We start from the raw sequence: 26,082 nt of genomic DNA, 5'->3' as shown, positions 1-26,082 counted from the left end.
TTTACTAAATAAAGGGAAAATTATGAAAAAGAAATTAAATTTAATCTTAGGGGCTATTTCAACTAGTTTGCCTTTTGCATTAATTGGTTGCACTAACTCACAAGAATCTAAACCAGATAATGGGCAAAACTCAACTAATAATGCAGTAGAAAACTTCAAAACTACTCATGCTGAAATTTTAGCTAAAAATCAAAATAACATTACTGAAGAAGACGAAGCTAAAGTAACTGCTGCACTAAGTGCATATAGTTTACTTAATGAACAAACTAAAAACGCTTTAACAAGCCAAAAAACATTATTAGAACAACTTGCAGCTAAAATATTTAATTTAAAACAAATTATTACACCTAGTCAAGATCAAAAAGATTCACAAACACCACCAAAATCAGGTAATGCTCAAGGTTCAAACAACCAATCTCAAAATGATCAAACAAACCCTGCTAATGGAGAAACTACTACTAACAGATCAGCTTCTGCTCAATTACGATTAGACTTCTTTGTTAATTGAAATAATGAACAAAGATATGATTATGAAAATAATAGAGAAGTTGAAAAACTTAAAACAAGTCATGAAAATGGTTTAAATAACTCATCACAATATCCCCAAAATTACCGTAGTGTTTGACAATTACAAAAAGATTTAGATACAACACAAACTAATAAGACTAAGTTTGATAATTTAGCAAAATCAATGAAACTTGATACTTTTGATAATAATCGTTTTAAATCTTTTACCGTTCCTTCTTATAAGGAAGATGGCACTATAGATGGTCTAAATATTCAAAAAAAACTTGTAATTCATGAAAGTGATATTGAATATTTAATAGCAGGAGAAAATCAAACCCATGGTTTAGGGTTGGGACGTACTTTAACTAATGAAAAGTATAAAGATATTGCTTTAGAAACTTTTGCTATTACAGTTGATAATCAAGGAGCTACTAGCGCTAATGACCCACTAGCCGGAAGACAATATTCAGGTACAGCTTGAATTTTAGATTACGAACTTTCTGAAGATGGTAAATACCCAACAAAATGGTATTTAGCAAGTAACTTACATGTTATTCAATATTTGGGCTCAGATACTAAAAACCTTTGACTTGGGAGAGTTGATGAAGATACACCATTAAATCAAACAATTTCTACTAAGGATCGTTTAAAATCAGAAAAAAATTCTCCTGGTGTATTCAATGAATGATTTACTAAATTTAAGTTAAATTTAACTGATCCGGCTCTTAAGGATAAGGTTAAATTAGTATACACTGCTGTTGATTTCTTAAAAAAAGATCCTAAAGATTATTTATCTCAATCTCAACAAACTGAATTTGGTGAATATAAAGAATATTCTGATTTTGCTGTTTTTGAAATTGACTTAACTGGGGTAAGTGGTAATAGTGGCTTTGAAGTATATAGTCAAAAACCAAACTCAAACTCAGTTGCTAATGCCGAAGAATTTTTAAAGCGTTTAACAAATAATTATGCTACTAAACAAGAAAAGCAATCTAGTTTATTAAAAGAATCTTATTTAAAAAACTATGATCCTATTAATATCCCTATTGCTAACAATAATGCAAATACTAATAAAGATTATTTACTTTCTCTAGGATATCCTGCAAATTTTGGTCCTCATATTAAAATTCCTAATAATATATCAGGTGATAGAGAAACAATCATTAGGTGAGTGGAACAATATTATAACATTGATTTTGGTAATCAAATGAACTTATGAACTAATGAAATTTCAAAAAACCCAAAATGGTTGCAAATTAATCCACAAACTTCAGAAGCCACAAGCGTTGAAATTCCTTCAATTGTTGGTAATCGTTTAACTTCTCATGTTTCAACTCATACCTTTAAAGATAAACCAGGGGTTTTTGATGCCTTTTTATCTTGACCACTTGTTAATAATACTGAACGTCCTTTAACAGTTAATTATAATGGTAAATTAACTCCATTAATCCAAATGGGGTTAGGATATGCCTTAGCTAATTATGAAGGTCCTGGTGGAGCTAGTGGTTCATCAGTAAGAAATCAAAAAAATCAATTAGTTGGAATTTTTCACTCAGTAGCTAACTTTACCTTATTAGGTATGGCTGCAGCTTTTAGATCAGAAGGTTTTGATTACCAAGGATTATATGGTTCATATAACTTACCACAGTATGATTTAATTTATGGTGGTGGTAAAGATCAAGCCAGTTCATACCGCGAGGCCTTAGCAAAAGTGCGCCCTAATATAAAAACTCGTTTATTTAAAAATGGAGCTAGTGCAACATACGAAGAATTTAAATTTAATGAGTAATAAATAAAACCCAAAAACTTTATTTTGGGTTTTTTAGTCTATCAAATATTATAATATTTTATAAAATGAAAATATAATACTTAATAAAGGAAAAAACAATGAAAAATAAATTACTTTGACTTTTAAAAATGTCATCTTTAACCTTGCCTTTTATAGCAGTTAGTTGTCAAAGTCAACAACCAACTCAAAAACCAAAGAATCCCTCACAAAAGAATCCAGATCAAGGTTCTGGTCCACAAACTCCCGAACCTATTAGAGCTTCACTAACAAAAGAACAACAAGATTTAATTAATTTCTATGTTAGAAATAATAACGAGCAAAGATTTAATATAGAAAATAAAAAAATTGTTGATCGTTTAAAATTAATTAATGAAAGATTTAAAAATCTTCCAAATCAACAAGGTGATGTATACCGTAACCAAAACAACTTAGCTGCTTCAAGTCAAAATGTTTCTAAGTTTGATAATTTAGCTAAAACTTTAAATATTGATACTTTTGATAATCAAAGATATAAATCTAACACAGTTCCAAGTTATAAAGAAAATGGTGAAGTAGATGGTTTAAGTATTCAAGTTAAGTGAGATTTCTTAGAAAATCAAACTGAGCCTGAGCTCGCAAAACTTAAAGAAAATGTTCATGGAAAAGGGCTAGGACGTACTTTAGTAAACCAAAAATACAAAGATATTGCTTTGCAAACTTACTCAATTAATTTTGTTGAAAAATCTGGTAGTTCCCGTTTTGGTACAGCTTGAATCATAGATTATGAATTAACTGAAGATGGCTCATATCCTAAAAAATGATATATTGCTACAAACCTACATGTTGGTAATATGTTAAATGATAACACTACTTACTTTAATTTAACTCATCTAGACCCAGAGGCTCCGTTAAATGAAAATTTAACACTTAGATCACCAAATACAATTAATTATAATAATAAACCAGTTAACAAATACTTTACAACTTTTCAAATAAATTTGGAAATACCAGATTTAAAAGATAAAGTTAAAATGGTTTACAAAGCGGTTGATTTCTTAAAAGCTGACCCAAAAGATTATTTATCTCAACAACAACAAACAAAATTTACAGATTTTAAAGAATATATCGATTTTGCAGTATTCGAAATTGATTTTTCTTCAAAAACCGATACCATAGGTTTAGAGATTAGAAATCCAAAGAATGAAAACTCTTTTGCTTCTGCTGAAGAATTTATGGAAAAACTTACAAATGGTTTTGCTAATAACAAAGAAGTTAAGTTTATCCCCGAATCATATTTAACAAATTATGGAAAAATTAACCTACCTTTAGTAAATGATGATTGGTCAACTAATGATACTTTATTTGCTTTAGGTTATCCAAAAGACTTTGATTCTGATTTTTTAAGTTGACCAAGAGACATAACAGGAGATCAAATTGTCCCTTATGTTGAGAAACGATATAATTTTGATTATAACTTTCGTAATCTTTGAACAAATCAAACAACATTAGCACCAAAATACATTGATATTAGTGAAAACACTGGTGAGGTCAAAACAAAAGATAATAATAATGCTATTGGTAATCGTCTTACCAATAGCCCAACTGTTACAACATTTAAAAATAAACCAGGAGTTTTTGATAACTTTTTAACTTGGCCTTTAGTTGCTACTGATACAGAACCTTTAAAAACAATTTATCAGGGAAAATCAACCCCACTGATTCAAATGGGTCTTGGTTATTCTTTAGCTAATTATGAAGCTCCTGGCGGGGCTAGCGGTTCATCAGTTAGAAATCAAAATAATGAATTAGTTTCAATCTTTCACTCTATTGGTCATAATACCTTACTTGGAATGTCAACAGCCTTTAGATAAGAAGGTTTTGATTACCAAGGATTATATGGTTCATATAACTTACCACAGTATGATTTAATTTATGGTGGCGGTAAAGATCAATTAACGTCATACCGTGAAGAATTACAAAAGTTATACCCTAATGCAAAAACACATTTATTCCCAAAAGGTTTAAGTGTTATTCCAAATGAATTCAAGTTTAACAAATAAAACAAAAGCACGTAAACTTGATTACGTGCTTTTGTTATTAAAAAAAATATATTTTTGTTACAGTTTTAATAACTATTTAAGTTTTCCTCAATACCTTTACTTTCATATTTAAAATTAATCTTTAAAAATTAAATTATATTAATATCAAAATATATAAATAATATCCCTACTTTTCAAAATAACCCAAATCATTTAATTCAACTGATCGGTTGCCTAATGAAGAAATTTTATCTATTACAACAAAATAAGTAAAAGATGAATGTTTTAATGAAATTGATAGAGGTCAAAAATCAGGAATTGCTAAAGGCCTTACATAAGGATTTTTTATAGTTTTATAAGAAATTTTAATTTTATTATTATCAATTACCTGTCCTACATTACCAGGAATATCCAGCAACTTTTCAGTATCATAACCTGGTTTTCATTGCAGGTGATCAGGTCCGTTTACAATTAAAATTAATTATTTTTTAAAATCTACATTTTTGAATTTATCTTTAATGTTTTTAAATTCTTCTGGGAGTTTATTTAAATCATTAATTAATGTAAGTGCCTTCTTTTTGGTGTAGTCAAGTCAATTATCAATAATTCTTTTTTTCTGTTAACTTTTTATCATTGTAGTTTTCTAATGCCTCTGTTTCACTTAACTTTGTACCGCTTTTTTCATTTAACTGATTATAAATTTCTAATAATTCTTTATTTTTAATTTTAAAATCTTCGTTAGTAAATTTCAACAATAATAGTTTTGGGTAATCTATAAGTTCTATAGATTTAGGATCTAGAAATCTGTTAAAAGAATTATTATTTATACCTTTTTCATGAATAATTCTTCATACATTATACCCATCAGATGTTTTTGATTCACTATAATGAGGGTAAGATACAAAGTCACTTGAACAAGAAATAGTTGATAAGGTTTTGCAGGAACTAAAATTAAACCTAGAGACTTCTTAATTATTTTTTTAACATAAGTAAATGCTATGACACTTTTTTCATTATGTCAATCTTGTCGAGAAATTCTAAATGTAGAGTATCCAGATTTTAAAGCTGTAACTCCTACTGTTTCTGTGTTTAATTTAGAGCTTAAATTTAAAAATGAAAAAGCTCCTGCAATGCTTGTTAAACCACTTAGCGTTTTAAATAAAAGCTTTATTTTTTTATTAAATATAGACATAATGTCTCCTTTCTTTTATTTTAAATTATTGCAGTCTCTCTATTTTTATTTTATTTAACTTTTTCTTGTGAAATCAATATTATAACAAAAATTAAAAAATCGTTTATATTAAAAAAACTCCCGTTGGGAGTTATGCTATTTCAAAACTGAATAGTAAACTTTAATTTATTAAAATGTCTTGAATACATTTAACTTTTAAACCTATCAATTTATTAGTAATGGTCAGCTGAATGTATTACTACACTTACACTTCCATCCTATCAACCTCGTAGTCTACAAGGAATTTCAAGGGAATACTTATCTTTGAGGAGGCTTCCCACTTAGATGCTTTCAGCGGTTATCCCTTCCGTACTTAGCTACCCAGCTATGCTCCTGGCGGAACAACTGGAACACCAGCGGTACGTCCACTCCGGTCCTCTCGTACTAAGAGCAGCTCTCATCAATATTCCAACGCCCACATCAGATAGGGACCGAACTGTCTCACGACGTTCTGAACCCAGCTCGCGTACCGCTTTAATTGGCGAACAGCCAAACCCTTGGAACCGACTCCAGCTCCAGGATGCGATGAGCCGACATCGAGGTGCCAAACCTTGCCGTCGATGTGATCTCTTGGGCAAGATAAGCCTGTTATCCCCAGGGTAACTTTTATCCGTTGAGCGACTGCCGTTCCATGACGTACAGCCGGATCACTAAGTCCTGCTTTCGCACCTGCTCGACTTGTAGGTCTCGCAGTCAAGCACACTTCTACCTTTGCGCTCTACATACGGTTTCTGACCGTATTGAGTGTACCTTTGAACGCCTCCGTTACCTTTTAGGAGGCGACCGCCCCAGTCAAACTACCCACCACGCACTGTCTCCCCGCCGGATAACGGCGGCAGGTTAGAAACTCAACATACCAAGGGTGGTATTTCAAGGTTGACTCCTTCAAGGCTAGCGCCTTGATCTCACTGTCTCCCACCTATCCTACACATGTTAGGCCAAGTTCCAATACGAAGTTGTAGTAAAGCTCCATGGGGTCTTTTCGTCTTGATGCGGGTACCCAGCGTTTTCACTGGGACCATAATTTCACCGAGTCCAATGTTGAGACAGTTGAGAGATCATTGCGCCTTTCGTGCAGGTCAGTATTTAGCCGACAAGGAATTTCGCTACCTTAGGACCGTTATAGTTACGGCCGCCGTTCACCCGGGCTTCATTTCAACGCTTCGCTAAAGCTAACGCATCCACTTAACCTTCGGGCACTGGGCAGGCTTCACCCCCTATACATCACCTTGCGGTTTAGCAGAGAGCTGTGTTTTTGATAAACAGTTGCCCCTCACAATTTACTGTGGCCAACTTGTTACAGTTGGCACCCCTTTTCGCGAACTTACGGGGTTAATTTGCAGAGTTCCTTAACATTGGTTTTCTCGCTCGCCTTAGAATACTCATCTTGGGAACGTGTGTCCGTTCTCGGTACAGGTACCCTGTTATTTAAACGTTTAGAAGCTTTTCTTGGAAGTATGAAATCACACAATTGAGTCCTAAGACCTATGCATCATAGCTCCCGGTATTAGAATACGCATTTAACTATATTCACCAGTTACTATTTACCCCTAAATCCATTAATAGGTAGTGTTATCCTTCTCCGTTACTCCATCACTATAACAAGGTAGTACAGGAATATTAACCTGTTGTCCATCAGATACGCTTTTCAGCCTCTCCTTAGGTCCTGACTAACCCTGGGTGGACGAACCTTCCCCAGGAAACCTTTCCCAATAGGCGTCGTAGATTCTCACTACGAATCGTTACTCATACCGGCATTCTCACTTCTTAACGCTCCACCAGTCCTCACGGTCTGACTTCTCCGCATTAAGAACGCTCCTCTAACGTACTTTTGTACCCGTGGCTTCGGTATTATGTTTTACTCCCGTTACATTATTGGCGCAAGATCTCTTGACTAGTGAGCTATTACGCACTCTTTAAAGGGTGGCTGCTTCTAAGCCAACCTCCTAGTTGTTTATGAAATCTCACAACCTTTCTGACTTAACATAATTTTGGGACCTTAGCCGACGATCTGGGTTGTTGCCCTCGCGAGCCGGGACGTTAGCACCCCGGTTCCGACTGCATGATAATACACAATGGTATTCGGAGTTTGATTATAGTCAGTACCGCTAGGCGCGGCCATTCCATATTCAGTGCTCTACCACCAAAGTTTAACATCACACGCTAGCCCTAAAGCTATTTCGAGGAGAACCAGCTATCTCCAAGTTCGATTGGAATTTCTCCGCTATTCACAAGTCATCCGGGCACTTTTCAGCGTACTACGGTTCGGCCCTCCACTTGGTATTACCCAAGCTTCAGCCTGCTCATGAATAGATCACCTGGTTTCGGGTATATATCAACATACTAAACGCCCTATTAAGACTCGATTTCTCTACGGCTCCGCTTTTTTCTGCTTAACCTTGCATGTTAACATAACTCGCCGGTCCATACTGCAAGATGTACGCCATCAGCCATTAACGGCCTCTGACTAATTGTAAGTAAGTGGTTTCAGATTCTATTTCACTCCCCTCCCGGGGTTCTTTTCACCTTTCCCTCACGGTACTAGTTCACTATCGGTGTCTGATTAGTATTTAGCCTTACCAGATGGTCCTGGCGGATTCAGACAGGGTTTCACGTGCCCCGCCCTACTCAGGATACTATCAAAAGTTTTTGTTATTTCGCATACGGGAGTCTCACCCTCTATGCTATAGTTTCCCAACTATTTCTGCTATAACAAAAATTTGTGACTTTATGTAGATAGTCCTACAACCCCACCCGAAGGTGGTTTGGGCTCTTCCAAGTTCGCTCGCCGCTACTAATGGAATCATTATTTATTTTCTTTTCCTGTTGCTACTAAGATGTTTCAGTTCACAACGTGTCTCGCATTCAAGACTATTTTATTCATCTTGAAGCAGTTAGACATTACTCTAACTAGGTTCCCCCATTCGGAAATCCCCGTATCGTAGCTCATATCCAGCTCCACGAGGCTTATCGCAGGTAATCACGTCCTTCATCGACTTCCAGACCCAAGGCATCCACCACTCACTCTTACTTATTTAAAAGTTCAATATTTACCTATTGTTGTTGATGTATTCAAAGACATTTTAATAAATTATTTTTAAAATAATTACTCGGTAATCACAAAACAAATTGACTAATTTATTTTATTGATGTCGTTGTTATATTAATTTATCTTTACTATTCAGTTTTCAAAGAACATTGAGAGAAGTTCTCTCAAAACTAGATATACTTGTTGGGTTATCTCAACCATGACATTAAATAAGAAATGATAACCTTATGTAATAATTGGTAATTGTTACTAAAGTAAATTGTAACTTAATGTACTCCGTAGAAAGGAGGTAATCCATCCCCACGTTCTCGTAGGGATACCTTGTTACGACTTCACCCCAGTCACCGGCCCTGCCTTAGGCAGTTGTCTCCGTAGTTAACAAAACCGACTTCGGGCATTACCAGCTCCCATGGTGTGACGGGCGGTGTGTACAAGACCCGAGAACGTATTCACCGTAGCGTAGCTGATCTACGATTACTAGCGATTCCGACTTCATGTAGTCGAGTTGCAGACTACAATCCGAACTGAGAATAGTTTTTTGAGATTTGCTTGATGTCACCATGTTGCTTCTCTTTGTACTATCCATTGTAGCACGTGTGTTGCCCCACTCGTAAGAGGCATGATGATTTGACGTCGTCCCCACCTTCCTCCCAATTACTCGGGCAGTCTCCCTAAAAAATTAACTAAGGACAAGGGTTGCGCTCGTTGCAGGACTTAACCGAACATCTCACGACACGAGCTGACGACAACCATGCACCATCTGTCATTCTGTTAACCTCTGCTATATCTCTATAGCTTTGCAGAAGATGTCAAGAGTGGGTAAGGTTCTACGCGTATCTTCAAATTAAACCACATGCTCCACCGCTTGTGCGGATCCCCGTCAATTCCTTTAAGTTTCACTCTTGCGAGCATACTACTCAGGCGGATGATTTAATGCGTTAGCTGCGCCGATAGACCTCTCTATCAGCTAATCATCATCGTTTACAGCGTGGACTACCAGGGTATCTAATCCTGTTTGCTCCCCACGCTTTCGTCTCTCAGTGTCAATATGTGCCCAGTTAGCTGCCTTCGCCAAATTGGTGTTCTTCCTAATATCTACGCATTTCACCGCTTCACTAGGAATTCCGCTAACCTCTACACAATTCTAGCATGCCAGTATCCAACGCAATTTGGGGTTGAGCCCCAAGTTTTCACGCCAGACTTAACATACAACCTACAGACGCTTTACGCCCAATAATTCCGGATAACGCTTGCAACCTATGTATTACCGCGGCTGCTGGCACATAGTTAGCCGTTGCTTTCTGACAAGGTACCGTCAAGGCACTAGCATTTCCTCTAATGCTTTTTCTTCCCTTATAACAGCAGTTTACAACCCGAAGGCCGTCATCCTGCACGCTGTGTCGCTCCATCAGACTTTCGTCCATTGTGGAAAATTCCCTACTGCTGCCTCCCGTAGGAGTCTGGGCCGTATCTCAGTCCCAGTGTGGCGGATCAGTCTCTCAACCCCGCTAAACATCATTGCCTTGGTAAGCCATTACCTTACCAACTAGCTAATGTTCCGCACCCCAATCTCTTAGTGAAGCTTTAAGGCTTCTTTTATATATAAGTCATGCGACTTATATAAGTATCCGGTATTAGCGATAATTTCTCACCGTTATCCCAATCTAAGAGGTATGTTAAGTACGTGTTACTCACCCATTCGCCGCTAAGTTCTAATGAACTTCGCTCGACATGCATGTATTAGGCACACAGCCAGCGTTCATCCTGAGCCAGGATCAAACTCTCGAAAAAATTGACTGTCATGTTTTGTGTATATCTAGTTTTCAAAGAACTTCATGCTGCTTTTTTAAAAAGCGCAAGAATATTATAATACAAAAAAAATAAAAACCAAAATATTTTTTTAATAAATTTTTAAATCAAATAAGTTGATCTTCTTTATCTTGTGTTTTTTTCTCGCAAGACCATTTTTAGTTAGTTCTATTACAACACCATTAAATTGTGTGTTGTTTGAACTAACATAAAATTTCTCGCGTGATTCTGGGTTAACTATCTTATTTCTAACTTCTTCAAATCTTGCGCCAATTGCACAATCAATAGGTCCAGTCATTCCAACATCAGTTATATATGCTGTTCCATTAGGCAATAAATGAGCATCGTTTGTTTGCACATGAGTATGTGTGCCTACTACTACATCTACTTTACCATCAACATGTAAACCAAAGATATATTTTTCACTCGTTGTTTCTCCATGGAAATCAACTAAGTGAAAATCACTTTGGTCTTTGCTTTTTAAAAGATTATCAATTGATTCTAAAAATGAATTAGAACTTGATTCTAACCAAGGGTGGCGCAACTCATTAAAAGTTTGACCCATTATAGAAGTAATTCTTAAAGAAAAATTATTAATATTGATAACTTGGGTTCCTTGCCCTGGATATGAATTATTAATATTATATGGCCTAGCAATATCGTTATTATTAATTATATTATATATATCATCGTTAGCTCATACATGATTCCCCATTGTAAAAAAATCAATTCCTGCTTTTTTTAAACGAATGTAGTCAAGCTCATTAAGCCCTTTACGACCAGTAATGTTTTCTCCTTGTGCAATTATGTAATCAGCTTTATACTTATTTTTAATTTTGCCTAAATATTTTTCAATCGTAATAATGCCTGGTAAGCCAAAAATATCACCAATAAATAAAACAGTTAGTTTTTTCTTTTTTTGCATAATAATAATGATATTACATTTATCATAAAATAAAAAAGAGAAAATTCTCTTTTTTATGTTTGAATATTTTCGATTGCTAAAAGGATTTTTTCTTTAATATGTTCATTTTCTTTAATATAATCTTTGGCGTTTTTTTTGCCTTGGGCTACATTGTTTCCTTCATAACTATACCAAGCACCTTTTTTTTCAAAGATTTTTTTATCAACTGCAATATCGACAAGTTCCCCATATTTATCAATCCCTTCACTAAAAGCAAGTTCAGTTTGCGCAGACTTATAAGGAGGAGCTAACTTATTTTTAACAATTTTAAATTTTATTTCATTTCCTGAAATCTCTTTGTCACCTGTAATTTGTGTACCTTTACGAACTTCAATTCTAATGCTTGCATAAAACTTTAAAGCTCGTCCGCCAGGTGTTGTTTCTGGATTCCCAAAAATAACTCCTACTTTTTCTCGAATTTGGTTAATAAAAATAATGGTTGTTTTGTTTTTATTTAAATTTCCAGTAATCTTTCTTAAAGCTTTAGACATTAATCTTGCTTGTGCACCAATTTGTTGATCATTCATTTCTCCATTTAATTCAGCAAGTGGAACTAATGCAGCAACACTATCAACTACAATTAAGTCAATATTGCCAAGTCTTGCTAAAATATCAACAATTTCTAAAGCTTGTTCTCCCGAATCAGGTTGCGATAAAATTAAATTATCAGTGTTAACCCCTAACTTGCTTGCAAAAATAGGATCAATGGAATGCTCTGCATCAATAAATGCGGCTATTCCTCCTTTTTTTTGTACCTCAGCAATTGCGTGTAATGATAAAGTAGTTTTCCCTGAACCTTCTGGTCCATAAATTTCAATAATTCGTCCTTTAGGGTAACCACCAATTCCTAAAATATTATCTAAGATATAACTTCCGCTATGGAAAGTTTCTACAGTTGCATCTTGTACATCTCCCAATAACATAATTGACTCTTTGCCAAATTTTTTTTCTATTTGTGAGATTGCACTTTTAATAATTGATTTATTATTTAAGTTAATTGTTGTTTCTTCGGCCATTTTACCTCCGAAGTATAGTTAAATTCTGCTTCCTTTACAAACCAAAAAAGAACAAATTAAATTTTGAAACTTGTTTTAGTCACTTTATTTAAAGAATCTTGCCCATGCAGTTCTTTAAATTTTAAAACTGCTTGTTTTACACTTGTATTTGCACCCAATGGAAAAGCAAAATTTCATTCCTTAGTTTGTTTTTCCATATATTCAATTAAATAAGCCCTGGCTATAATTGAGGCACAAGCTACTGATAAACATTTACTTTCTGCTTTTTCTTCTAAATATATTTTATTATAGATTTGACAAATCTCTTGAAAACTTTCAATGAATAAAAACCTATTAGAATATTTTTCAATTGCTTTTATAGTTGAATATTTGTCAATTAAAATTTCTTTATTAGCGATCTTATACTTTTTATCAAAATTTAGAATTGCATTAGCATGAGCAAAAAATTTAATTTCATTAGCATTAAATTTCTTGTTTACCATTGTGTTGTACCCTTGTTGTGATAAAACATATACAGCGTGCGGTATTTTACTTTTTAATTCTTGAGCAATTTCTTTGATTTTGTTTTCTGAAAGCAATTTAGAATCTTTAACTCCTAAATCTACTGCTCATTGGTGCATTTCTTTTGGTAATAATGCACCGCAAGCAATTAAAGGAGTAAAGTAATCGCCTACCCCTGTTTCATCAATACCTAAAATATTCTTATTTAAATTCTTTGGTAATGATTCAACAAATTTCACTATTCTTCCTCAAACTGACGAATTCTTTTTCTTTTCTCATTTGCTTTATTTATTTCTGCTTGTGGATTATCTAAGAATTTATTAATATATCATCCAACTCCACCTTCTTTATTGGTTTTATTAATGCGTACATTGGCATATCTTTTAACGTCCTTTGGAGCGTTACCCATAGCTACTGAAACATTAGCAATCTTAAACATTGGAACATCGTTAAACCCATCTCCAAGAGCTACAATATTTTCTGTTTTAATATCATAATATCTTGTTAAAACACTTAATGCCTTTCCTTTGTTAGCTACTATATTAGTAATATCAAATACCGGGCTTAATCCTTCGCCTTTTGACCAATATGAAAACTCAGCTAAATCACCGTAGCGAGCTTTTAAATAACATCTTAATGACTCAACATCAGTATCTTTTTTAACATCAAATAAAATTCCTGTAGGCATTAATGGAATTTTATAAAAATCTAAGCCGAATTTTAATTTTGGTGCACTTGAAAAACCAAATACTTTTTCTAAATCTTCATCTCTTTTTTCGAGCTGTACTCAATCTGGACCTTCAATTGCTATATTTGTAATTTCTTTTTGAACTCTTTTATCGCCTAAAATGTATAAAGCTTCATTTAGATTTAAATATTTAATATGTGGAATAAAAGTTTTGTCATTTGGGTTATGAATATGAGCCCCATTAAAGTTTGATACAACTGTATCTAAACCAAGAGTTTCATAAATTCGTTGTGTACTTCTTCAAGGACGCCCTGTTAAAATACAAACAATATGTCCTTCTTCTTTTGCTCTTTTAATAGCAGACATAGTTAAATCATGAATTTCTCCAGTTGCACTAGAGAATAGTGTAGTACCATCTAAATCTATGGCAAATAAATATCTTTCTTTTTGCATAATTCTCCTTAAAGATAAATAATTCACCTATTAAATTGTAATAAGTGTCTAAATATAATTTTATCACATCCGGGGTATTTTACAAGCAATGCAAAGAAATGATTTTAAAATAATGACATTTGGTCTCTCTCACTTAAACCTTCTAAAACACCAAGTCGCTCCATTTCACCAAATAAAGTTGCGTTCACTCCACTACGCTTTTTAAAATCTTCTTTGGTTTGAAAAGCCATTTGGTTTCTAGCTTGAACAATCTTACTCGCCACCGAATCACCAAGACCTTTAATTGCACTGAAAGGTGCAATTAAGGAATTTTGGTTGTAGTCAATTACTCATTCTGATTCTAAGGATAAGTTTAAATCAATATTTAGAAAACCAAATCCTCTAGCATACATTTCCCTAGCTATTTCTAAAGTCGAATAAAGAGCTTTTTCGTTGACACTTTTATCTTTTTTGTCTTTAAGTTCTTCTAGCTTGGCTAAAACTTTGTTTTTTTCGATTAAAATCTCAATATCAAATTCACTTAATCTAGTTGTAAAAAATGTTGCATAATATTCTAAAGGTTTATAAAGTTTAAATCAAGCAATTCTTCAAGCCATTAAAACATATGCAGTAGCATGTGCCCTAGGAAACATATATTTAATTAAGTTCATGCTTTTAATTGACCATTCTGGAACATTCTTACTTCTTAATAATTCTTCATCTTTTGTACTTAATCCCTTACCTTTACGTACATTCTCCATAATATTAAATGAATCAAGGTTTGAGACTCCATGTTTAATTAAAAAATACATAATATCATCACGACAGGAAATAACATCAGAGAGTGTCATTTTTTCTTTAATAATTAAATCTTCAGCATTCCCAGTTCATACATCTGTTCCATGCGAAAGTCCTGAAATAGCAATTAAATCTGCAAAACTTTGAGGTTTTGCGCTCGTGAGCATTCTACGCACAAAATCCGTACCAAATTCAGGAATTCCATGGGCACCTGTTGTTTCTCCACCAATATCTGAAGGTTTAATGTTTAATTCTTTTGGTGAAGTAAATAAAGATATAACCCTTGGGTCTTTTGAAGGAATATCTTTTTTTACATCTAATCCAGTTAATCTTTCAAGCATTCTAATTGCTGTTGGGTCAACATGTCCTAGTAAATCTAATTTTAAAACATTATCATGAATCGCATGGAAATCAAAGTGAGTTGTTTTTCAATCACTATCTTCATCATTAGCAGGGAAGTTAATTGGGGTAAAATCTTCAACATCTAATTCTTTGGGAATAATAATAATTCCCCCTGGGTGTTGACCTGTTGTTCTTTTAACATCAATTATTTTTGAAGAAACATAATCGATGTAATCAGAAGTGTATTTCCAATGGTATTTTTCAACCGCGGCTACTACATATCCATATGCAGTTTTTTCTTGAATGCTTGAAATAGTTCCGGCTCTAAAAGTACTATTTTTTCCAAATAAATTTCTAACTTCAGCGTGAATAATCGGTTGGTAATCTCCAGAAAAGTTTAAATCAATATCAGGAACTTTATCAGCATTAAAACCTAAAAATGTTTCAAAAGGAATTGAATGTCCATCTTTATTAAGCATTTCTCCGCATTTAGGACAACTTTTGTCATCTAAATCAAACCCAGAAGAAGTAGGTGGGTTTACTACCATTTCAAAGTATTTACACTTAGAACAAATATAATGAGGTTCTAATGGATTAATTTCAGTTATTCCTGAAAGAGTTGCAACCAATGACGAACCAACCGAACCTCTACTTCCAACTAAATAACCATCTTCATTTGATTTTTTTACTAAAATATGTGATATTCAATAAATAACATGAAAGCCATATTTAATAATGGGATCTAGTTCTTTATTAATTCGTTGCAAAATAACTTCTGGTAAAGTTTCACCATATTTTTCCTTTGCTGTTTTAAAAACAAGTTCAGGTAACTTTTCTTTAGAATTATCAAAAGTTGGGGTATACAACTTATCTTTAATTACTTGAATATTATTGTCAATCATATTGTCCAAGTAATTAGTATTTTTAACTACAATTTCATCAATTAAATTTGAGTCTTGTAAAAATACAAATTTTTCTTTCATTTCTTGGGTTGTTAAAAAACTTAGGTTCGGAATCACTAATTTATTAGGGTCTTTATAACTAAATAAAAAGTGGTCTACTCCACCAATTCCTTTTGAATAAACTAATGATTTATAAAAAACTTGGTCAGAAGCTTTTTCAAACCTGACATCTCCAATAGCAATAATAGTTTTATTTTTCTCTTTTGCTTTTTTAATTAAATCTTTTAATAAAAATTCAATGTCTTCTTTAGTATAATCACCTGTTGAAGTTTTATGTCAAAAAGCTTCTGAATGGGGCAATTCAATATAGTCAAATCTTTTAATTAATTGATTTATTTCTAAATCAGATGAATACAATAGGGCATCAATTAGCGGACTTTTTAAACCACCTGATCCATAAAGTAAATTTTCTGATTTGGGTAAATCATTTCAAAATAATTTAGGCCCATTAAAGTGACGCTCTGTTGAAGCTAGTGAAACTAGTTTAAAGAGTTCTTTTAGCCCTGCTTGATTTTTAGCAATTACACTAATTTGACTATTGCTAGTATTAATCCTTTTAAAATAATCATTTCCATTAGGCAAGTATTTTGATAAGGACTCAAAATCAAAGACTTGTTCATTTTTTAAAAAATCAAAAGCTTTTAACATTGCATTAGCTAAAACAAATGCGTCATAATCTGCTCGGTGAGCTACATCAGAGTTATAATTAACTCCCATTGCATTAGCAAAATCTCCTAACTTATGCTTCTTAGAATAAGGTGAAACACACCTTGAAATCATTAAGGAATCTATATAAACAGTATTTGGCAATGGTTTATTGTGATCAATAAATTTTTGCACAATAAAATTCATATCAAAATTTGCATTGTGAGCAATTGCAGTTTTATTATTTAAAATATTATAAATTTTATCCAATGCTTCACTAATTTCTAAACCATCTTTTGCAAGCATTTGATCAGTAATGTTGGTAAAAGATACCGTAAATTTACTTAATGGCTTAGTTGCTTTAATAAAGAATTGAATTTCTTCAGTAATTATTCCTTTGTGAATTATTGAAGCACCAAATTCAATAATTTCTCCAAGTTTTGATGAAAGACTAGTTGTTTCAATATCAAAAACTACATATGTTTCATCTAAAATATTTTTATTTTGAAAATCAGTTAAAAAGATTTTATTGCTTTGTTCAAGTACATCAAATGAAACACCATAAATTGGTTTAATACCAGCTTTTTTTGCTGCTTGAGCAAACTTAGGATATGCTTGGCAGCTAGTTGAATCTAAAATTGCAACAGATTTATGACCAAAATCTTTAGCAATTGTGACAATTTGCTCAGCATCTAAAATCCCATCCATTGCATTCATTTTGCTTTTAGCATTAAATTCAATTCGCTTTTCTTGTGATAAATCTTTTATAACTTGATCAACAGGTATATCAACAAGTTCAATTTTATCAACACGTACATTCTTAGTTTTCTGATGCTTGTTATTATTATTTTTAGGATTGAAAAGACCCTGAACTTTTACATAACTTCCTAATTTAATTAATTCTTGATCTGTTTCTTGATTCACAAAATGAACTAATGAAATAGCATCTTTTTCATTAGTTATTTTATACCTATGAATTTTTATATTTTCTCTTTTAAATAATTCATTTTTATAAATAGTTCCAAAAAAACAAATAGGTAAATTTTCAAAATCGCTATAGTCCTTTAATTTGTCTAATTCAATTAAACGATAAGTACGGTTAAAATTATTACTAAATTGTTTCTTGGCACTTTTTTGAAACTTATCTACACTAATTTCTCGCTTCTTTAATAAATCATATTGCTCATTAATAAAGTTTTGATCATTTGGTATTTGTGTAGTATTAATTTGGTCTAAAATCGCTTCTACCACCACTTTATTAAAACCAAAGCGAGCTAAATTAATATTTAAAAAATTAGCAGCAAAGTTAAAGTCTTTTTCTAGTTCAAAATCTGCATACTTTAAAATTCACTTCTTTTTTTCACTACTGTAATAAATATCATTATTTTTATTTATTAAAGGAATTATTTCTTTAAAAGAATTAAACGCACTTAGAAAATAGTAAATATAATCTTTAAATATCTCTTGTTCTTGGTAATAGTTTTGCACTTCATACGATAATTTAGAAAATAAGTTTTTACTTTGCTCTATTTGGTAAATAAATTGTAAAAATTGTCTTGCGTCTGGGGCTTTTTTTAATAAAATTGTTCCACTAATTAGTCCGTTATCTCTTCAATCATTAATAATCGAAACGTCCTGTAAAGTCGATAAAAAAGGTAATTTAATACCTTTAGCTAATTTATCAAAAGCTTTGTTGCTATAATTCATCTTAAAACTCCTAAATTACTGTTGAAAGTATAAAGAATAAAGTAAATACGAATGCAATGCTATCTAAACGATCTAAAATTCCACCATGTCCTTTTAAAATATTTGAAAAATCTTTAATACCCATTCTTCTTTTTAAATATGAAAAATATAAATCACCTGTTAGAGCAAAAAAAGGAGCTAAGATTGTAAAATTAGTTATTCCAATAATTCTTGAATAATATCCAGGAATTTTTAAACTATGCACTATACCGCTAATAAAGTCAGTATTAATGTGTAAATTTTCTTGATCATTTGCTTTAAAACCATAATAATAAATAACAGAGAAAAGTATAATTACTAAGATACCAGCACTAATTCCAACAATTGCTCCTTCAATAGTTTTTTTAGGACTAATTGCAGGCGCTAACTTACGTTTGAATAATTTATGCCCAAAGGTCATTCCCCCAAAAAACCCACCTATATCGTGTGCTACTGCAATTGAGAAACAAAGAATTATAAAATAAAGACCATCACGCATCGCATTTAATGCTGCATATGTTTTAAACATAGCAAGTATAATTAAATATGTTATAAAATAAAGTAAATAATTAATAAAAAAGTTTTTATATAAAATTTGATTCTTTTCTTTTAATAATAAGATTAAACGAATAATTGGAAAACTAAGAATTGGTAAAATTAAAAATACTCCTGTCCACCAATCAAAGGCCATATCTTGAATCACCATTTTAGCCGTAAAATAAACATGAATCCAAGGATTAGTTTCGCCTCTATCCTCAAAGTTAACAGCTGTATATAGGCTTCTTCAATATGGTATAGCTAAAGTCATAATAATAGCTTGAATTATGGCTGCTTTTTTATTTTGTAAAAAAGTATAGCTCAACTCATACCAAACCCAAAACCCAATTAATGCAATTGTTATTGATGAAATAACATAAAGTGCATTTACTACTTCTTTTCCGTAATTTATTGAATGGTAAAATGAAAACCTATGTAATGCTAATAGTGCTGCTAAAGCAATTAGCATTAATATACCAGGTACAACTCTATTTTTCAATAATGTATTTTTATTCTTTTGTACTATATTCATACAAATATTATAATAAAAATAATTTAAAAATGCACTTAATAGGTATTTATATCTAAATTTTTTTTAATTATATAAAACAAACTCCAACGTTAAATTATTTTAAAAATGATTTCTTATATTCCTTGTTATATCAATCTATGATTCTTTTATAAAAGAGTAACTATACTTTCCTTTAATGCTATAAATATTATTAAATATTATTTATTTTGGTGCACTAAAAAACCAAGTAGGATTATAAGGAACAATATCTTCCACTACAGCTCACCTTTAGTATCTTGCAAAATATTTATTATAGTTTTTCTTAGCCAAAAATGTAATAAAGAAATTTACCAAATAAATAGATGAAGTTTTATGCCTGTTCAAATAAATATATAAATTACTTTTATTTCTAGTATTATCTTGTAAATTATCACTAAATTTCCTGTCATAAAGAATTTTTGCAATACTAGTTTTTGTTTCCAGAAGATAATTTTAAGTGTTACCTTATTTCTCTACTTGTATTAGTGAACAAAAAAGGTAATTAATGGAATTAAGTTACTTGAAACTATAATTTAAACTTTTTTAGTTTTTTTTAATAATTGTCCTTTGGTTTAATTATAGTGTAATATAAACTTAGTTTATATTAAAAAATATTCATGAATGACTCATGAATATTTTTTCATTAACAAAATTATTTTTCTAAATTATAAAATGATTTAGCACCTTCGAATTTTGCTGAAGAACATAATTCTTGTTCGATAGTTAATAAGCGGTTATATTTAGCAATACGGTCTGTTCTTGACATTGAACCAGTTTTAATTTGACCAGCATTCATAGCTACTGCAATATCAGCAATAGTTGTATCTTCAGTTTCCCCTGAACGGTGTGAAACAACTGCCGTCATATTAGCTTTTTGAGCCATTTGGATAGCATCAAATGTTTCAGTTAATGAACCAATTTGATTTACTTTAATTAAAATTGAGTTCATTGATTTCTCTTCAATAGCACGTTTTAAAATTGCTGTATTTGTAACTGTTAAATCATCACCAACGATTTGAACTTTATGTCCAACTTCTTTTGTGAATTTTTTAAATCCTTCTCAATCACTTTCAGCAAAACCATCTTCAATTGAAATAATTGGATATTTATTGATTAATCCCTTTAAGTAATTAATCATTTCTTCTGTTGTATATGATAATTTAACATTTTGAAGAGTTTCAAATCCAGGTTGTTTAGTTTCAATAGCTTTCTTTAGTTTGCCAAAGGTATAAACACCATTTTGGTATAATTCACTTGAAGCACAGTCCATTGCAATAGCAACTGCTTTATCTCCTGAAGTAGCTGGTACATAACCTGATACTTTAATAGCTTCCACCAAAAAGTCTAAAGCTTCTTCATGTGATTTGAAGTTAGGTGCAAATCCACCTTCATCTCCGACTTGAACTCCATGTCCATTCTTTTTAAGTAATTTAGCTAAATTATGGAATACAAAGTTAGCCATTTGTAATGCTTCTTTAAGCGATTTTGCTCCAACTGGCATAATCATAAATTCTTGGAAGTCAATTGTGTTTGAAGCGTGTTCGCCTCCGTTAATAACGTTTAACATAGGAACAGGTAATTGGTGAGCATTAAATCCACCTAAGTATTTATATAAAGGTAAATCTAATTCATGAGCTGCTGCACGTGCTACAGCTAATGAAACTCCTAAAATTGCATTAGCACCTAATTTAGATTTTGTAGGTGTTCCATCTAGAGCGATCATTAATTGATCAATTTTACGTTGCTTAGTTACTTCGTATCCAATTACTGCCGGTGCAATGATGTTATTAACATTATCAACTGCTAACATAACACCTTTCCCACCAAATCAATTGTTTTCATATTTTGAGCCCTTGTCTCTTAATTCAAGAGCTTCTCTTGATCCTGTTGAAGCACCAGAAGGCACCATTGCAGAACCATATCCTCCTAATTGTGTGTAAACTTCTACTTGTACAGTAGGATTACCACGTGAGTCTAATACTTCACGTGCATGAATTTTTTTAATTGCTGACATTTTTCTCCTTGATCTTAATATTACTTAGTTTATTATAAATTATAAACTTTACTAATCTCGTATATTATACAATAAAAATTATAAATTATAATAGTATTTTGAAAATATAAAAACCATTTTAGAAAAATGCTAAAATGGTCATAAATTATTTGTAAGGTATGATATGTACGTGGGTGTGAAATACTACTTGCCCAGCACTTTCTCCTGTGTTTATTTGTAATTTAAATCCTGAAAAACCGTTTTTTTCTAAAGACTCTTTTGCTAACTTTCGAGCAGTTAATAGTAAGTTCACATAGTCTTCTTGTGAATTTTCTAAAATATTTATTTCTGGACTTTTAGGCACAACTAAAAAATGTCCTTCAGTAACTGGATTAATATCATAAAAAGCAATTACTTTATCATCTTCATATAAGATATTAGCAGGAATTTTTCTTTCAATAATTTGAGTAAAAACACTTTTACTCTGCATATTTCAATCCTTGAATTGCTTTCTTAAGATTCTGATCTTCTACTTCTAATTTAATTTTATTTCCTAATTTTACAAAAGCACTAACTGCTTCTTCATATAAATTAGAATCATAATTATATAATGAAGTAGTTAACTTAATTAAATCATTAATAAGTGGCGTTCCTTCTAAAGTTAATTTTTTAATATTAACAGTTGGGATTTCACGTCGCTTTGATTCATCCGGGTTTTGAATTGTATAATCCTTAGCAAGGGGAAGTAAACGATTTACATAAGTAACTAATATTGAATTACTTTGACTCGTAATTGGCAGTGGTTCTGCTAAAGTTTCATCTTCGTTAACTTTAATTAATGTTTTTTTAGAATAATCATAAAATCCGTTTGTCAAAGTTTTAGAATTATTATTTTTTAAAACATCTAAAGAATAATCAAAATTTAATGAAGATGATTCAAGTCCTTTAAAGCCGCCAATTTTTCTTTCAAATGGTAAAGAAGAAAATAACACATCATCATTAGCCACTTTTGCAGCATCAAAAGTTTTTAATGAAAGCGAAGCATAATCATCAATTTTATTAATTGTTTTAACCGATGAAGTAAAAACATCATTTTCACTAGAACTTGAAAAACTTCATGTTTGTGTTAACTTTTTATCAATTAAATAATTAATTAAAATAAAGTTATTTAAATCATAATCATCTTTACGTTTAGAATATGTACTTGCATATACTTTTTCTAAATCTTCTTTAGTAGAAATAGTTAAGTATTTATTAACTAATAAATTCTTTTCAACAGTTAGTTGTACTTTTGATTCTTTAATATTATAAAGAATCAAAAATTGTTCCATTGTAATATTTGGATAGTATGAACTAATTAGACTCTGCAATGAGTTGTATTGCGTATTTGAAATCAAACCCTTTGATAATAAACTAATAATTTCTTTTTGTAAATATTTAGTATCTTTTTGAAATTGATTCTTTAAGAGTGTTTTATAAACTTGGTAAGCATCTGCTTTAAACTTTTCATTATCGATATTTTTCGTTTCACTAATATTGTATAAAGATTTTAAAGTATTGCCTAATCATAATGATTCAACTACATCTTTTACATTTTTGCCAGCGAATAATTTGTCTTGACGAATTTTTTCATCAGTCTTAACATCCCTACCACAAGCAACAGCTACCATAGGAACAAGACCAATTGAAGAAAATGCTAAAAGCTTTTTAAATAATTTCATTACTTATTCCCTTTCTTAAAGTATTTTTGGAATTCTTGCTCTGCTAATTCAAAAGCATTTTTAGAATTGTTTAAATTAACTGAAGCATGATCTTGTCCTAAATAAGCAACTCTTATTACTCCATCAACATTTTTAAAGTTAACATTAGATAATGAATTAACTTTTTCTTTTATATATGTATTAATTTTTTCATATAAGGTTAATTCTTCGTTAAGTTTTAAACCATTTCTAACAGATGATACTTCTGTTTTTAGTTTAGCAATTAATTCATTAGTATATTGTTTATTGTCATAATTCTTTTGAGTTAATAATCAACTAACAAACTGATCATCATTAAGCTTATTTAAGACTAGTAATTCTTTTGATTTAAAATTATTTAACTTAGTCTGAAAATTAAAGAAAGCACTGTTGCCCCCTGCAATATTAACTAAGTCTTTAGTGATATATTCTTTGAACTTATCTAAAGTATCTAAATGTGTGTTAGCAAACATTGCAACACCAGATTTAGTTAAAACTAGTAAGAGATTTTCTTTATCTTTAACTTTGTAAACTAAAGAATTGTAACTATTATTTGCAACTTTAATTTCAAAATTCTTGTTGTATTTATCTAACACAACATCATTAAACTGTTCATTAGTTAATTCAGTAAAGTAACGATCAATCAATAAATTTGCTTCCTCTAACTTCGCTGAGATTTTGTTAAATTTCTCATTTTGATCACTAATACTACTATTATTAACTAAATCTTTAGCTTCTTGAACTAATTTAGCAATTTCTTGTTCAATTTTTGTGTTAAAACCACTAGGCATACTAAATAATTGCTTTAAATCAACAGTTTTAAAATCATTAGTATCTTTTAACAATTCGTTTGCCACTGTTCCAAATGAAAGATCAATATTATTGTTAATCAAATCAGCCATGCTTGAAGTACCTAAGTAACCTAAAGTACTATCAGATGTTAAAGTTAAAGCACTTAAATAAGTTTTATACCTTGAAACTTCTTGATTAAAAGCATCTATACCTTTAGTATTATTTGAATACAATCCATATTCGCTTGGATTTTTAAATCCAAGTAATAAATCAATATTTTGTGAAACAGAAATACTTGAATCACTATTTTTTAACACTGAATATTTTAAATTGTTAATAAACTTTTTCTTTGCGTTACTATCCGATAAATTAAATCCAAATCTGAAATCAGTATTAGCAATACCAGGAAGTAATACTGAATTAGGGATTAAAATATTGTTATTATTAAAATAATTTAGTACAACTTGATCAACTGTAATTAAATCAGTAATATATGACTTAGTTAAAAATACAGTGGCTTTAGTTGGATTATTAGGTTGAATAAAATAATTAACTCCTTCTTTAAAGTAAGGAAATACTTTTTCTCCTTGGTTAAATAATACTACAGCTTCATTATTTGAACCTTTAACAGTATTTCCGTTAGCATCAATTTTGTAAATAGTTTTCTTGGCGGTTTTATTAATATAATCTAAACTTAAAGTTTTAACTTCAACTTGTGTAGAACGTAGTGCAGTTGATTCAACTTCTTTAAAAGTTAGATGATCAACTGCATCTTCCTCGTTAGTGCTTTTGCCATATTCATCAGTTAACAATCTCTCTTTAAAAACATTTTCCCAAGTCGAATATCCGTAAGTAGTTTTTAAATTATTCTTTAAATCATTAATTTTCTTTTTCTGATTATCTTTAATTTTTTCCAAAGAATTTAATTCAATAGATAAATTAGCATTTTCATTACTGTTTAAAGAACCATTAAAAATCTCTTGATATTGTTTTGATGCTAAAACTTCTTTTTCATACATATAAAAAATCACTTTTTTATATGTATCGTCAAATTGCTTAGAATAATCTGAATCACTTGTTTTAAGTTTATTAGTTAAATCATCAACAGAAATATTAACCTTATTGTTAAATACAAAAGCACGTTTATCACCTTTGTGAGGTTCAATATAATTTACTTTTGTTGTGTTAATTACTAATGGTATTGTAATACCAGCTGTAATCATCGCAGCAAGCGTACCAAGAATTGTATAATTAATTCAATTACGTCTGGTCTTGCGGCTTACTTTTTTATTTTTATCCTCAAAATTATCATTTAATTCTGATAAACGTTCAAAAAATGATCTTTGTCTTTTTGCCATTTGTTCTCCTATCTTAAATTTGGCAGTTTTTATTTATTAATAAACATATTTTTATATAAATTATAACAAAAAATATTATTAAAATTAATTAATATAAATATAATTATATTTATGAAAAACAGGAATTTTTTAGACACTTTAAGTGCCTTTGATTTACTTGCTAAAAAACACAAATTTGTCTACTCGCTTTTTTCTAAAACAATAAATGCTTTAAGTCTCAATCAAACTACTTCACAACCATATGAAGTAGTTATTGACCTCGAAACATTAACAAATCTTATTTTTTTAGAAAAAAATGTTTTAATTGGTTCTCGCTCTTATGCAGCTGAAAATACCTTGCCTTACATTATTTTAAATAATGAAAAAATATATTTAAATTTATTAATTAGAACAACTAAATTAAAATATTCTCTTGTAATAAATTCTAATTTTAACAAAAAAATTGAATTTAATTTGTTTAAACTAATTGACAAATTATATTCTCCTGATCCTGATCTTTTAGTCTTACTGTATTTTGATTCAAATGAAGGAATTTTAAAAATTAAAAAAGTTGTTAATCTCAATCCTAGTTATTATTCTGTTATAGAAATTGAAAATAAAAAATTCCCCTACTTAGAGGAATGAAAAAGTATATAAA

At 30.8% G+C, this 26,082-nt stretch carries 15 protein-coding genes, 2 rRNA genes and 1 pseudogene; 3 read left to right on the top strand and 15 right to left on the bottom strand.

Annotated elements, in window-relative coordinates:
* Positions 1-22 precede the first annotated feature (22 nt).
* The gene (mip, locus tag EXC44_RS02535; RefSeq protein ID WP_129621680.1) at positions 23-2,296 is read left to right on the top strand and encodes an Ig-specific serine endopeptidase MIP; all 2,274 of its coding nucleotides are present in this window, start codon (positions 23-25) and stop codon (positions 2,294-2,296) included.
* A 98-nt stretch (positions 2,297-2,394) separates the two neighbouring features.
* Positions 2,395-4,335: pseudogene (mip, locus tag EXC44_RS02530) on the top strand (Ig-specific serine endopeptidase MIP).
* Between the two features lie 166 nt (positions 4,336-4,501).
* On the opposite strand, the gene EXC44_RS02525 reads toward mip (EXC44_RS02530), so the two are convergent.
* The 15 genes from EXC44_RS02525 to EXC44_RS02460 form a co-directional block, all read right to left on the bottom strand.
* Positions 4,502-4,732, bottom strand: a complete 231-nt coding sequence (locus EXC44_RS02525) for a hypothetical protein (RefSeq protein ID WP_120160764.1) — start codon at positions 4,730-4,732, stop codon at positions 4,502-4,504.
* Positions 4,733-4,910: 178 nt separating this feature from the next.
* Positions 4,911-5,066, bottom strand: coding sequence for a hypothetical protein (locus EXC44_RS03920; protein WP_165001845.1), 156 nt, complete (start codon positions 5,064-5,066; stop codon positions 4,911-4,913).
* A gap of 71 nt (positions 5,067-5,137) precedes the next feature.
* Complete coding sequence (locus EXC44_RS02520; RefSeq protein ID WP_129621676.1) at positions 5,138-5,506, bottom strand: hypothetical protein; 369 nt, start codon at positions 5,504-5,506, stop codon at positions 5,138-5,140.
* A gap of 191 nt (positions 5,507-5,697) precedes the next feature.
* Positions 5,698-8,586 (bottom strand): 23S ribosomal RNA (locus tag EXC44_RS02515).
* A gap of 290 nt (positions 8,587-8,876) precedes the next feature.
* Positions 8,877-10,385, bottom strand: a 16S ribosomal RNA gene (locus EXC44_RS02510).
* Together the 16S and 23S rRNA genes form the textbook arrangement of a ribosomal RNA operon.
* Positions 10,386-10,494: 109 nt before the next feature.
* Positions 10,495-11,328, bottom strand: coding sequence for a TIGR00282 family metallophosphoesterase (locus EXC44_RS02505; RefSeq protein WP_129621674.1), 834 nt, complete (start codon positions 11,326-11,328; stop codon positions 10,495-10,497).
* Positions 11,329-11,381: 53 nt separating this feature from the next.
* Positions 11,382-12,383, bottom strand: coding sequence for a recombinase RecA (recA, locus tag EXC44_RS02500; RefSeq protein WP_120160758.1), 1,002 nt, complete (start codon positions 12,381-12,383; stop codon positions 11,382-11,384).
* 56 nt (positions 12,384-12,439) lie between these two features.
* The gene (locus EXC44_RS02495) at positions 12,440-13,123 is read right to left on the bottom strand and encodes a ribonuclease HIII (protein WP_129621672.1); all 684 of its coding nucleotides are present in this window, start codon (positions 13,121-13,123) and stop codon (positions 12,440-12,442) included.
* A complete protein-coding gene (locus EXC44_RS02490) occupies positions 13,123-14,025 on the bottom strand; it encodes a Cof-type HAD-IIB family hydrolase (RefSeq protein WP_129621670.1) in 903 nt (300 codons plus the stop codon). The genes EXC44_RS02495 and EXC44_RS02490 overlap by 1 nt, the downstream gene beginning before the upstream one ends.
* A 104-nt stretch (positions 14,026-14,129) precedes the next feature.
* Positions 14,130-18,458 (bottom strand): PolC-type DNA polymerase III, encoded by a 4,329-nt coding sequence (locus EXC44_RS02485; RefSeq protein WP_129621668.1) that lies wholly within the window; start codon positions 18,456-18,458, stop codon positions 14,130-14,132.
* 10 nt (positions 18,459-18,468) lie between these two features.
* On the bottom strand, positions 18,469-19,545 hold the full coding sequence (locus EXC44_RS02480) for a phosphatidate cytidylyltransferase (RefSeq protein ID WP_129621666.1): 1,077 nt from the start codon (positions 19,543-19,545) through the stop codon (positions 18,469-18,471).
* A 670-nt stretch (positions 19,546-20,215) separates the two neighbouring features.
* Positions 20,216-21,577, bottom strand: a complete 1,362-nt coding sequence (gene eno / locus EXC44_RS02475) for a phosphopyruvate hydratase (RefSeq protein ID WP_120160745.1) — start codon at positions 21,575-21,577, stop codon at positions 20,216-20,218.
* A 145-nt stretch (positions 21,578-21,722) separates the two neighbouring features.
* The gene (gene hinT, locus EXC44_RS02470; protein WP_120160744.1) at positions 21,723-22,046 is read right to left on the bottom strand and encodes a histidine triad protein HinT; all 324 of its coding nucleotides are present in this window, start codon (positions 22,044-22,046) and stop codon (positions 21,723-21,725) included.
* Positions 22,036-23,277 (bottom strand): HinT-interacting membrane complex lipoprotein P60, encoded by a 1,242-nt coding sequence (locus EXC44_RS02465; RefSeq protein WP_129621663.1) that lies wholly within the window; start codon positions 23,275-23,277, stop codon positions 22,036-22,038. Before EXC44_RS02465 ends, hinT begins: the two co-directional genes overlap by 11 nt.
* Positions 23,277-25,445: a HinT-interacting membrane complex protein P80 gene (locus EXC44_RS02460; protein ID WP_129621661.1), complete on the bottom strand. Its 2,169-nt coding sequence runs from the start codon at positions 25,443-25,445 to the stop codon at positions 23,277-23,279. The genes EXC44_RS02465 and EXC44_RS02460 overlap by 1 nt, the downstream gene beginning before the upstream one ends.
* Positions 25,446-25,556: 111 nt before the next feature.
* On the opposite strand from EXC44_RS02460, the gene EXC44_RS02455 reads away from it, so the two are divergent.
* Complete coding sequence (locus EXC44_RS02455) at positions 25,557-26,081, top strand: hypothetical protein (protein ID WP_223213750.1); 525 nt, start codon at positions 25,557-25,559, stop codon at positions 26,079-26,081.
* The last annotated feature ends 1 nt before the right edge of the window (position 26,082 follow it).

Origin of the sequence: Mycoplasmopsis bovirhinis (genome assembly GCF_900660515.1) — a bacterium.
GTDB classification, from domain to species: domain Bacteria; phylum Bacillota_I; class Bacilli_A; order Mycoplasmatales; family Metamycoplasmataceae; genus Mycoplasmopsis; species Mycoplasmopsis bovirhinis.
Note: the sequence above shows the minus strand (reverse complement) of the source record. Positions and strands in the feature narration are given on the sequence as shown.